This window comes from Pseudomonas sp. EGD-AK9 (assembly GCF_000465935.2).
In the GTDB taxonomy this organism is placed as follows: Bacteria; Pseudomonadota; Gammaproteobacteria; order Pseudomonadales; family Pseudomonadaceae; genus Aquipseudomonas.
Genome location: NZ_AVOF01000040.1, coordinates 1 through 11,893, shown reverse-complemented (window position 1 = coordinate 11,893; position 11,893 = coordinate 1). Strand labels below are relative to the sequence as shown.

Genomic DNA, 11,893 nt, shown 5'->3' with positions numbered 1-11,893 from the left:
GGTGATCCACGAGCAGAACGCCGTGGCCGGCACCGCCAACCGCCTGCTGTCGCGCATCGCCGCGCGTATCTGCGAGGCCTTCCCGAATACCTTCGCCGCGTCCGACAAGCGCCGTACCACCGGCAACCCGGTGCGTGAGGAGCTGTTCCTCGAGACCCCGCGCGAACCGCTGGCCGGGCGCAAGCCGCACCTGCTGGTGCTGGGCGGCAGCCTGGGCGCCGAACCGCTGAACAAGCTGCTGCCCGAGGCCCTGGCCCTGCTGCCGGCCGAGTTGCGCCCGCAGCTGTTCCACCAGGCCGGCAAGCAACACGCCGAGGTCACCGCGGAGCGTTATCGCAATGCCGCGGTCGAAGCCGAGGTCGCGCCCTTCATCAAGGACATGGCCCGTGCCTACGGCTGGGCCGATCTGGTGATCTGCCGCGCCGGTGCGCTGACCGTCAGCGAACTGGCCGCCGCCGGTCTGCCGTCGTTTCTCGTGCCCTTGCCGCATGCCATCGACGACCACCAGAGCCGCAACGCCGAATACCTGGCGAAGGAGGGCGCGGCCGTCCTTCTTCCGCAACACGCCACTGACGCGGCCAAGCTCGCCGCGCAGCTCACCGAGGTTCTGATGCACCTGGAAAAACTCACCGCCATGGGCGCCACCGCGCGTCGCCTGGCCAAGCCCGACGCCACCCGCGCGGTGGTCGATATCTGCCAGGAGGTGGCCCATGGCTAAGTCGCCCGCCGCGGTCAAGGCCGAAGTGCGGCGCATGCGCCGTATCCGTCGCATCCATTTCGTCGGCATCGGCGGCGCCGGCATGTGCGGCATCGCTGAGGTGCTGCTCAACCTGGGCTACGAAGTGTCCGGCTCCGACCTCAAGGCCTCGGCGGTGACCGAACGCCTGGAAAACTTCGGCGCCAAGATCTTCATCGGCCATGCCGCGGAGAACGCCGAGCAGGCCGACGTGCTGGTGGTGTCCAGCGCCGTCAACGCCCGCAACCCGGAAGTCGCCACCGCCCTGGAGCGGCGCATTCCGGTGGTGCCGCGCGCCGAGATGCTCGCCGAGCTGATGCGCTACCGCCACGGCATCGCGGTGGCCGGCACCCACGGCAAGACCACCACCACCAGCCTGCTGGCCTCGGTGTTCGCCGCCGGTGGCCTGGACCCGACCTTCGTCATCGGCGGCCGCCTCAACGCCGCCGGCACCAATGCCCAGCTCGGCTCCAGCCGTTTCCTGATCGCCGAGGCGGACGAGAGCGACGCCAGCTTCCTGCACCTGCAGCCGATGGTCTCGGTGGTCACCAATATCGACGCCGACCATATGAGCACCTATGGCGGCGACTTCAATGTGCTGAAGAAGACCTTTATCGAGTTCCTCCACAACCTGCCGTTCTACGGCCTGGCCGTGCTCTGCGTGGACGATCCGGTGGTGCGCGAGCTGCTGCCGCAGGTCGGCCGCCCGACCGTGACCTACGGTTTTGCCGAGGACGCCGACGTGCGCGCGATCAACGTGCGTCAGGAAGGCATGCGCACCCACTTCACCGTGCTGCGCCCGGACTGCGCGCCGCTCGACGTGTCGGTCAACATGCCCGGCAATCACAACGTCCTCAATGCCCTGGCGACCATCGCCATCGCCACCGACGAGGGCATCGACGATGCCGCCATAGTCGCCGGCCTGTCGGGCTTTCAGGGCGTCGGTCGACGCTTCCAGGTCTACGGCGAGCTGCCGGTGGACGGCGGCAGCGTGATGCTGGTCGACGACTACGGCCACCACCCGCGCGAAGTGGCCGCGGTGATCAAGGCCGTGCGCGGCGGCTGGCCGGAGCGCCGCCTGGTGATGGTCTACCAGCCGCACCGCTACAGCCGTACCCGCGACCTGTACGACGACTTCGTCCAGGTGCTCGGCGAGGCCAACGTGTTGCTGCTGGTGGAGGTCTACCCGGCCGGCGAGGAGCCGATCCCCGGCGCCGACAGCCGGCAGCTGTGCCACAGCATCCGCCAGCGCGGCCAGCTCGACCCGATCTACGTCGAGCGCGGTACCGACCTGGCGCCGCTGCTCAAACCGCTGCTGCGTGCCGGCGACATCCTGCTGTGCCAGGGCGCCGGCGATATCGGTGCGGTGGCGCCGCAACTGATCAAGCACCCGCTGTTCGTGGGGGAGTCGCAATGAGTTTGCACACTAGCCTCGATCCCAAGGCTTTCGGCCGCGTCGCCGTGCTGTTCGGCGGCAAGAGCGCCGAGCGCGAGGTGTCGCTGAAGTCCGGCAAGGCCGTGCTCGGCGCCCTGCAGGCCGCCGGGGTGGACGCCTTCGGCATCGACGTGGGCGACGACTTCCTGGCTCGCCTGAATGCCGAGAAGATCGACCGCGCCTTTATCGTGCTGCACGGTCGCGGCGGCGAGGACGGCTCCATGCAGGGCCTGCTCGAGTGCGCCGGCATCCCCTACACCGGCAGCGGCATCCTCGCCTCCGCCCTGGCGATGGACAAGCTGCGCACCAAGCAGGTCTGGCACAGCCTCGGCCTGCCGACGCCGCGCCATGCGGTGCTGAGCTCACAGGCCGACTGCGAGGCGGCCGCCGTCGAGCTGGGCTTCCCCTTGATCGTCAAGCCGGCCCATGAAGGGTCCAGTATCGGCATGGCCAAGGTCGACAGCGTCGAGGCGCTGATCGCGGCCTGGCAGGACGCCGCGCGCTACGACAGCCAAGTGCTGGTCGAGCAGTGGATCGCCGGTCCGGAATTCACCATCGCCGTGCTGCGCGGCCAGGTGCTGCCGCCGATCGGCCTGGGCACCCCACACAGCTTCTACGACTACGACGCCAAGTACCTGGCCGATGACACCCAGTACCGCATTCCCTGCGGCCTTTCGGCCGAGAAAGAGGCGGAACTGAAAGAGCTGACCGCGCGTGCCTGCGAGGCCGTGGGCACTCAGGGCTGGGCGCGCGCCGACGTGATGCAGGATGCCAGCGGCCAGTTCTGGCTGCTGGAAGTCAACACCGTACCGGGCATGACCGATCACAGCCTGGTACCGATGGCCGCGCGCGCCGCCGGCCTGGATTTTCAGCAGCTGGTTCTGGCGATCCTGGCCGACAGCGTCGAGGTGAGGGGTTAAGCAATGGTCACGGCCGTGCGTCACCAGGACTCGCTGAGGGCGCCGCTGCGCGGCAAGCCCGCGCCGCGTGGCGCCAGCCGTCTGGTGGCCAAGGAGCCGGTGCGCCTGCGCCTGCCCAAGGCGGATTTTTCCTGGGTGGGGCGTCTGGCCTGGCCGCTGCTGCTGGTGGGCTTGGGCTTCGGCGCCTACGAGGGCGCGTTGCGTCTGCTGCCCTATGCCGACCGGCCCATCGCCAAGGTCAGCGTGCAGGGCGATCTGGCCTATGTCAGCCAGCAGGCGGTGCAGCGGCGCATCGCCCCCTATATCGAGGCCAGCTTCTTCAGCGTCGACCTGCGCGGCATGCGCGAAGAGCTGGAGCAGATGCCCTGGATCGCCCACGCCGAGGTGCGCCGGGTGTGGCCGGACCAGGTCGACGTGCGCCTGGAGGAGCAACTGCCGATCGCCCGTTGGGGCGACGAGGCGCTGCTCAACAACCAGGGCCAGGCGTTCGCCCCGCAGGAGCTGAACCACTATCAGCACCTGCCGCAGCTGTCCGGCCCCAAGCGCGCGCAGCCCAGGGTGATGCAGCAGTACCAGATGCTCAGCCAGCTGCTGCGGCCGCTGGGTTTTACCGTGGTCGGCCTGCAATTGCGCGAGCGCGGCAGCTGGTTCCTCTCGGCCACCGAGAACGCCAGCGGCCAACGCATCGAGCTGCTGCTGGGGCGCGATCACGTGGTGGAAAAAATGCGTCGGTTCGCCGCCATATACGAGCGGGAACTGAAAGAACAGAGCGCGAACATCGCGCGCATCGACTTGCGCTACGCCAACGGCCTGGCCGTGGCCTGGCGCGAGCCGGTGGAGCCGGCCGCGGCCGAGCAGAAAGTGAATTGAGGAGAGGCAGCACAATGAATAGCGCGCAGAGCGGCAAGATGATCGTCGGCCTGGACATCGGCACCTCCAAGGTGGTGGCGCTGGTGGGCGAGGTGACGGCCGACGGCCAGCTGGAAATCGTCGGCATCGGCACGCACCCGTCGCGCGGCCTGAAGAAAGGCGTGGTGGTCAATATCGAGTCCACCGTGGCCTCGATCCAGCGCGCGGTGGAGGAGGCGCAGCTGATGGCCGGCTGCCGCATCCACTCGGCCTTCGTCGGCGTGGCCGGCAACCATATCCGCAGCCTGAACAGCCACGGCATCGTCGCCATCCGCGACCGCGAAGTGAGCCCGGCCGATATCGAGCGGGTGCTCGACGCCGCGCAGGCGGTGGCCATCCCGGCGGATCAGCGGGTGCTGCACACCCTGGCGCAGGACTACGTGATCGACAACCAGGAAGGCGTGCGCGAGCCGCTGGGCATGTCCGGCGTGCGCCTAGAGGCCAAGGTGCACGTGGTCACCTGCGCCGTGAATGCTTCGCAGAACATCGAAAAATGCGTGCGCCGCTGCGGCCTGGAAGTCGACGACATCATCCTCGAGCAGCTGGCCTCGGCTTATTCGGTACTGACCGAGGACGAGAAGGAACTGGGCGTCTGCCTGGTCGACATCGGCGGCGGCACCACCGATATCGCCATCTTCACCGAGGGGGCGATTCGCCACACCGCGGTGATCCCGATTGCCGGCGACCAGGTTACCAACGACATCGCCATGGCCCTGCGCACCCCGACCCAATACGCCGAGGAAATCAAGATCCGCTACGCCTGCGCCCTGGCCAAGCTGGCCGGTGCCGGCGAAACCATCAAGGTGCCCAGCGTCGGCGACCGACCGCCGCGCGATCTGTCGCGCCAGTCCCTGGCCGAGGTGGTCGAGCCGCGCTACGACGAGCTGTTCACCCTGATCCAGGCCGAGCTGCGCCGCAGCGGCTACGAAGACCTGATTCCCGCCGGCATCGTCATGACCGGCGGCACGGCGAAGATGGAAGGTGCGGTGGAGCTGGCCGAGGAGATCTTCCACATGCCCGTGCGTCTCGGCGTGCCGCACAGCGTCAAGGGCATGGCCGACGTGGTGCGCAACCCGATTTATTCCACCGGCGTGGGGCTGCTGATGTACGGGTTGCAGAAGCAGAACGACGGCGTTTCCATGTCGGTGGGCAGTCCTTACCAGGACGAAAACAAGACCCCGGTACTCGAGCGCCTCAAGCGCTGGGTGCAAGGCAATTTCTGAATTTGCAGTAGGCGTTACAACTAGAAAGGAAGGAGAGGGATCATGTTCGAACTAGTAGATAACATTCCGCAAAGCGCGGTCATCAAGGTCATCGGTGTCGGTGGTGGCGGCGGCAACGCGGTCAACCACATGGCGGTCAGCAACATCGAAGGCGTCGAGTTCATCTGCGCCAACACCGATGCGCAGGCGCTGAAGAACATCGGTGCGCGTACCGTGCTGCAGCTCGGCCCAGGCGTGACCAAGGGTCTGGGCGCCGGCGCCAATCCGGAAGTCGGTCGTCAGGCCGCGCTGGAAGATCGCGAGCGCATCGCCGAAGTCCTGCAGGGCACCGACATGGTGTTCATCACCACCGGCATGGGCGGTGGTACCGGTACCGGCGCCGCGCCGGTGATCGCCGAGGTGGCCAAGGAGCTGGGCATCCTCACCGTCGCCGTGGTCACCCGTCCGTTCCCGTTCGAGGGCAAGAAGCGCATGCTGATCGCCGACGAAGGCATCCGTGCGCTGGCCGAGAGCGTCGACTCGCTGATCACCATCCCCAACGAGAAGCTGCTGACCATCCTCGGCAAGGACGCGAGCCTCCTGTCCGCCTTCGCCAAGGCCGACGACGTGCTGGCCGGCGCGGTGCGCGGCATCTCCGACATCATCAAGCGTCCGGGCATGATCAACGTCGACTTCGCCGACGTGAAGACGGTGATGAGCGAAATGGGCATGGCCATGATGGGCACCGGCTGCGCCAGCGGCCCGAACCGCGCCCGCGAGGCCACCGAGGCGGCGATCCGCAACCCGCTGCTGGAGGACGTCAACCTGCAGGGCGCGCGCGGCATCCTGGTCAACATCACCGCCGGCCCGGACCTGTCGCTGGGCGAGTACTCCGACGTGGGTAACATCATCGAGCAGTTCGCCTCCGACCAGGCCACCGTCAAGGTCGGCACCGTGATCGACGCCGACATGCGCGACGAGCTGCACGTCACCGTGGTCGCCACCGGCCTCGGCGCGCGCATGGAGAAGCCGGTCAAGGTGATCGACAACACCGTGCAGGTCGCCGCCAGCCAGCCGGTTGCCCAGCAGTCCGCCGCGCAGCCGCGCAGCGAGCAGTCGGTCAACTATAAGGACTACGAGCGTCCCACCGTACAGCGCCAGAGCCACGGCGGCGCGGCGACCGCGGCCAAGCTCAATACCCAGGACGATCTCGATTACCTGGATATTCCGGCGTTCCTGCGTCGTCAGGCCGATTGATGGAATGTATCAGGAGTATAAGGGTGATTGGTGTTCAGCAAAGGCCGGTTCTGCTATCATCCCCGGCCATTGTTGAAAACAGTTCGCAACTAGCGATATAGCGGCCAAAGCCATGATCAGACAACGCACCCTGAAGAACATCATCCGTGCCACCGGCGTCGGCCTGCACTCGGGGGAAAAGGTTTACCTGACCCTGAAGCCGGCTCCGGTGGACAGCGGCATCGTGTTCCGTCGTACCGACCTCGACCCCGTGGTGGAAATCCGCGCGCTGGCCGGGAATGTCGGTGAAACCACCATGTCGACCACGCTGGTCAATGGTGATGTCAAGGTGGATACGGTAGAGCACCTGCTTTCGGCCATGGCAGGCCTGGGCATCGATAACGCCTACGTCGAGCTCTCCGCGTCCGAAGTGCCGATCATGGATGGCAGCGCCGGTCCCTTTGTATTCCTGATTCAATCCGCCGGCCTGCAGGAGCAGGACGCGCCGAAGAAGTTCATCCGCATCCTGCGCGAAGTCACGGTGGAGGAGGGCGACAAGCGCGCCACCTTCGTGCCCTTCGACGGTTTCAAGGTGAGCTTCGAGATCGATTTCGATCACCCCGTGTTCCGCAATCGCACGCAGAGCGCCAGTGTGGATTTCTCCAGCACCTCCTTCGTCAAGGAAGTCAGCCGGGCCCGCACCTTCGGTTTCATGCGTGACATCGAGTTCCTCCGTTCGCAGAACCTGGCACTCGGCGGCAGCGTGGAGAACGCCATCGTGGTCGACGAGTACCGCGTGCTCAACGAAGACGGCCTGCGTTACGAGGACGAGTTCGTCAAGCACAAGATTCTCGACGCCATCGGCGACCTGTACCTGCTGGGCAACAGCCTGATCGGCGAGTTCAGGGGCTTCAAGTCGGGGCACGCGCTGAACAATCGCCTGCTGCGCACCCTGATCGAGCAGACCGATGCCTGGGAAATGGTGACCTTCGAGGACGCCAAGCTCGCGCCGATCTCCTACATGCGCCCGGTTGCGGCGGTGTAGTTCGACCTCTCTTTCTCGCTTCAAAATTAGTGGCCACCCTAGGGTGGCCTCTTTTTTGCCTGGTTCTTTCGACGAGCGGTCTTGGTCGCTTATTCGGCGTCCTTGGTATGGCTGGCCAGGCGCTCGAGAGCCGCGCGCAGCATGGGATCGCGGATACCTTCGGCGCCGGCCTGGATGCTCTGCGCGGCGCTGGCGGAGAGGTGAATTGTGCGACCGGGCGCACGACTCGCGCCGCTTTGCGGTTGCACCTTGAACAGGATTTTCGTTAAGGTCGCGAACTCTTCCAACGCTTGCAGCTGCCTGTGCAGCCTGCGCTGCTGATAGCGCAAGCGTGTTGCCCAGTGGCCATCGGTCACGATCAACAACAAACAGCCGTCGCGCCAGGAGGCCACATGACAGTGCTCCCGGGCGGCTGGTTGCAGCTGGCTTTCGACAAGACGCTGCAGATGGGCCAGGCGTTGCGCCTGACCGAACAGCGCTTTCAGGGGCTTGGCTTCGCGTAACAGCGCAGCGGGTGCCTGGGCCGGCAAGGGACGGAACGTCATGGCAGGAGGCCTTAGTATTGCAGAGCCGTCATGGTAGCAGAGCCTGCTACCAGCCTGGGTTCTGCCAGAAGGGGATGCCATGCATATTATCCTGCTCAACGGCCGGCACGGTTCGGCGCGAACGATCAATCTCGACCTGCGCTGGCTGCTGCTGGCTTTGTTCCTCCTGCTCAGCCTGAGCCTCGGCGCCGGCGCCGCCCTCGGCGCCAAGTGGCTGATCGCCGAACCCATTGCCGACAGCCAGCTGGCCGAAGCCCTCGACCAGCAGCGCGAGCAGGTCGGCGCGGTACGTCTGGACGCCCAGCGCCAGCTGGATGCCTTCGCCGCTCACGTCGCCGAACTGCAGGCGCGCCTGACCCGTCTCGATGCCCTCGGCGAGCGCCTGACCGAACTGGCCGAGCTGGACGCCAGTGAATTCGATTTCTCCCTCGACGTCGGCCAGGGCGGTGCCGAGGATGCCCTTGGCGCCTCGGCCTATGCGCCGCCGCCGTTCATGACCGCGCTGGACGAGTTGGCCCTGCGCGTCGACAGCCGCGAGCAGCAGCTGGAAGTGCTCGAGCAACTGCTCGGCGAGCGCCGCCTTAGCGAGGCCGAGTTCCTCTCCGGGCGGCCGGTGCTGCAGGGCTACATGTCTTCGCCGTTCGGCCGCCGGGTGCACCCGCTGACCGGGCGTTCGAGCATGCACAAGGGCGTCGACTTCGCCGCCAAGCCCGGCAGCGACGTGGTGGCGGTGGCCGCCGGGGTGGTGACCTTCTCCGGCAGGAAGAGCGGCTACGGCAATGTGGTGGAAATCAGCCACGCCGACGGTTATGTCACCCTCTATGCGCACAACCAGAGCAACACGGTGCAGATCGGCGACCTGGTGCAGCGTGGTCAGACCATCGCCAAGGTCGGCCGCAGCGGCCGCTCCACCGGTTATCACGTGCATTTCGAAGTCAGCAAGGATGGCCGCCAGGTCAATCCCGCGCTCTATATCGCCCGCGCCAGCGGCGTCGAGTGAGTTGCGTCTGAAAGGGTCGGCAACCGCCGTCGCTTGAATTCCTCGCATTCGCCCCAACCTATTGGTTCATGCCGCGCCGCCGCGATTGTCCGGGGCGTGCGCGGCCTGCGCCTCACGCGGTAGCAATGGGCAGACAACGTCACTTTCCTCCCCGGCTTTTCCGGGTAGAATGCCCCCTTCGCCCGCAGCCACACTGGCTGCCAGGTCGCGATTTGCGCCGACCTCCATCCATTCGCCGGAAGATCCTGTCGATATGTTTGCGCCTCTGTTGAAAAAACTTTTCGGAAGCAAGAATGAGCGTGAAGTCAAACGCATGCTCAAGGCGGTGCAATCCGTCAACGCCCTCGAAGAGCAGATGATCGCCCTCTCGGACGAGCAACTGCGCGGCAAGACCGAAGAGTTCAAGGCCCGTCTGGGCCAGGGCGAAACCCTCGATCAGTTGCTTCCCGAAGCCTTCGCCGTGGCCCGCGAGGCCGGCAAGCGGGTGATGGGCATGCGTCACTTCGATGTGCAGCTGATCGGCGGCATGACCCTGCACGAAGGCAAGATCGCCGAGATGCGCACCGGCGAGGGCAAGACCCTGGTGGGCACCCTGGCGGTGTACCTCAACGCGCTGTCCGGCAAGGGCACCCACGTGGTCACGGTCAACGAATACCTGGCCCGCCGCGACGCCAACTGGATGCGGCCGCTGTACGAATTCCTCGGCCTGTCGGTGGGCATCGTCACCCCCTTCCAGCCGCCGGAGGAGAAACGCGCCGCCTACGCCGCCGACATCACCTACGGCACCAACAACGAATTCGGTTTCGACTACCTGCGCGACAACATGGCCTTCAGCCTGGAGGACAAGTTCCAGCGCGAGCTGAACTTCGCCGTGATCGACGAAGTCGACTCCATCCTCATCGACGAGGCGCGGACCCCGCTGATCATCTCCGGTCAGGCCGAGGACAGCTCCAAGCTGTATATCGAGATCAACAAGCTGATCCCGCGCCTCAAGCAGCACATCGAGGAAGAGGAAGGCGTGGTCACTCAGGAAGGCCACTACAAGGTCGACGAGAAGTCGCGCCAGGTCGAACTCAACGAGCAGGGCCACCAGTACGTCGAGGAAATGCTCACCGACGCCGGCCTGCTGGCCGAGGGCGAGAGCCTCTATTCGGCGCACAACCTGGGCCTGCTGACCCACGTCTACGCCGGCCTGCGCGCACACACCCTGTTCCACCGCAACATCGAATACATAGTGCAGAACGGCCAGGTGATCCTGATCGACGAGCACACCGGCCGCACCATGCCCGGCCGTCGCCTGTCCGAAGGCCTGCACCAGGCCATCGAGGCCAAGGAAGGGGTGAATATCCAGGCCGAGAGCCAGACCCTCGCCTCGACCACCTTCCAGAACTACTTCCGCCTGTACAACAAGCTGTCCGGCATGACCGGTACCGCCGACACCGAGGCCTTCGAGTTCCGTCAGATCTACGGCCTCGACGTGGTGGTGATCCCCACCAACAAGGCCGTCGCCCGTAAGGACTTCAACGACCTGGTCTACCTGACCCAGGAGGAGAAGTACCAGGCGATCATCGCCGACATCAAGGAATGCCAGGCCCTGGGCCGGCCGACCCTGGTCGGTACCGCGTCGATCGAGGCGTCCGAGTACGTCAGCCAGTTGCTGAACAAGGAAAAGATCGAGCACAAGGTGCTCAACGCCAAGTACCACGACAAGGAAGCCGAGATCATCGCCCAGGCCGGGCGTCCCGGCGCGGTGACCATCGCCACCAACATGGCCGGTCGCGGTACCGACATCCTCCTCGGCGGTAACTGGGAGGTGGAAGTCGCCGCCCTGGAGAACCCCACCGACGAGCAGATCGCGCAGATCAAGGCCGAGTGGCAGAAGCGCCACCAGCAGGTGATCGAGGCCGGCGGCCTGCACGTGATCGCCTCCGAGCGTCATGAATCGCGGCGTATCGACAACCAGCTGCGCGGCCGTGCCGGTCGCCAGGGCGACCCGGGTTCCAGCCGCTTCTACCTGTCGCTGGAAGACAACCTGATGCGCATCTTCGCCTCGGACCGGGTGAAGAACTTCATGAAGGCCCTCGGCATGCAGTCCGGCGAGGCCATCGAACACCGCATGGTCACCAACGCCATCGAGAAGGCCCAGCGCAAGGTGGAAGGGCGCAACTTCGACATGCGCAAGCAGCTGCTCGAATTCGACGACGTGGCCAACGAGCAGCGCAAGGTGATCTACCACATGCGCAACAGCCTGCTGGCCGCGGAAAGCGTCGGTGACACCATCGCCGAGTTCCGCGAGGAAGTGCTGAGCGCCGCGATCAACGGCCACATCCCGCCGCAGTCGATGCCCGAGCAGTGGGACGTCGCCGGCCTGGAGGCCACCCTGCAGAGCGACTTCGGCCTCAAGCTGCCGATTCAGCAGTGGCTCGACGAGGACGACAAGCTGTACGAGGAGACCCTGCGCGAGCGCATCCTCGCCGAACTGCTGGCCGCCTACAACGAGAAGGAAACCCAGGCCAGCGCCGAGGCCCTGCGGACCTTCGAGAAGCAGATCCTGCTGCGCGTGCTGGACGACCTGTGGAAGGACCACCTGTCGACCATGGATCACCTGCGCCACGGCATCCACTTGCGCGGCTACGCGCAGAAGAACCCCAAGCAGGAATACAAGCGCGAGTCCTTCGCCCTGTTCCAGGACCTGCTGGAGTCGATCAAGCGCGACACCATCCGCGTGCTGTGCCATGTGCAGGTGCGCCGCGAAGACCCGGCCGAGGAAGAGGCGCGCCTGCGTCGCGAGGCCGAGGCCCTGGCCGAGCGCATGCAGTTCCAGCACGCCGAAGCCTCCGCCCTGGCCCAGCCGCAAGCGCTCGG

The 11,893-nt window shown here is 66.0% G+C and carries 10 protein-coding genes; 9 read left to right on the top strand and 1 reads right to left on the bottom strand.

Translation table 11 applies throughout. The features are described 5' to 3' along the window. From N878_RS02075 to lpxC, 7 genes are all read left to right on the top strand, one after another. Nucleotides 1-718 (top strand): UDP-N-acetylglucosamine--N-acetylmuramyl-(pentapeptide) pyrophosphoryl-undecaprenol N-acetylglucosamine transferase (locus N878_RS02075; protein ID WP_021442023.1); only part of this gene is annotated, 718 nt, incomplete at its 5' end. Continuing rightward, entirely contained in the window at nt 711-2,153 is a 1,443-nt protein-coding gene (gene murC, locus N878_RS02070; protein WP_021442022.1) for a UDP-N-acetylmuramate--L-alanine ligase, read from the top strand. The genes N878_RS02075 and murC, both read left to right, overlap by 8 nt. Continuing rightward, nucleotides 2,150-3,091: a D-alanine--D-alanine ligase gene (locus tag N878_RS02065; protein ID WP_021442021.1), complete on the top strand. Its 942-nt coding sequence runs from the start codon at nt 2,150-2,152 to the stop codon at nt 3,089-3,091. The genes murC and N878_RS02065 overlap by 4 nt, the downstream gene beginning before the upstream one ends. A gap of 3 nt (nt 3,092-3,094) precedes the next feature. Continuing rightward, nucleotides 3,095-3,961 carry a cell division protein FtsQ/DivIB gene (locus N878_RS02060; RefSeq protein WP_021442020.1) on the top strand — a complete coding sequence of 289 codons (867 nt, stop codon included), beginning with the start codon at nt 3,095-3,097 and terminating at the stop codon, nt 3,959-3,961. Nucleotides 3,962-3,975: 14 nt separating this feature from the next. Then, nucleotides 3,976-5,223 carry a cell division protein FtsA gene (gene ftsA / locus N878_RS02055; RefSeq protein ID WP_021442019.1) on the top strand — a complete coding sequence of 416 codons (1,248 nt, stop codon included), beginning with the start codon at nt 3,976-3,978 and terminating at the stop codon, nt 5,221-5,223. A gap of 42 nt (nt 5,224-5,265) precedes the next feature. Further along, nucleotides 5,266-6,459, top strand: coding sequence for a cell division protein FtsZ (gene ftsZ, locus N878_RS02050; RefSeq protein ID WP_021442018.1), 1,194 nt, complete (start codon nt 5,266-5,268; stop codon nt 6,457-6,459). A 112-nt stretch (nt 6,460-6,571) separates the two neighbouring features. Beyond that, nucleotides 6,572-7,483 (top strand): UDP-3-O-acyl-N-acetylglucosamine deacetylase, encoded by a 912-nt coding sequence (gene lpxC, locus N878_RS02045; RefSeq protein ID WP_021442017.1) that lies wholly within the window; start codon nt 6,572-6,574, stop codon nt 7,481-7,483. Nucleotides 7,484-7,572: 89 nt separating this feature from the next. Here the strand turns inward: lpxC and N878_RS02040 are convergent, their stop codons facing one another. After that, the gene (locus tag N878_RS02040; protein WP_031302605.1) at nt 7,573-8,028 is read right to left on the bottom strand and encodes a DUF721 domain-containing protein; all 456 of its coding nucleotides are present in this window, start codon (nt 8,026-8,028) and stop codon (nt 7,573-7,575) included. A 79-nt stretch (nt 8,029-8,107) separates the two neighbouring features. Between N878_RS02040 and N878_RS02035 the strand changes: the two genes are divergently transcribed. Together N878_RS02035 and secA are read left to right on the top strand one after the other, a co-directional pair. Continuing rightward, the gene (locus tag N878_RS02035) at nt 8,108-9,028 is read left to right on the top strand and encodes a M23 family metallopeptidase (RefSeq protein ID WP_021442014.1); all 921 of its coding nucleotides are present in this window, start codon (nt 8,108-8,110) and stop codon (nt 9,026-9,028) included. Nucleotides 9,029-9,281: 253 nt separating this feature from the next. After that, nucleotides 9,282-11,893: preprotein translocase subunit SecA (secA, locus tag N878_RS02030; protein WP_031302604.1), on the top strand; the 2,612-nt coding region annotated here is incomplete at its 3' end.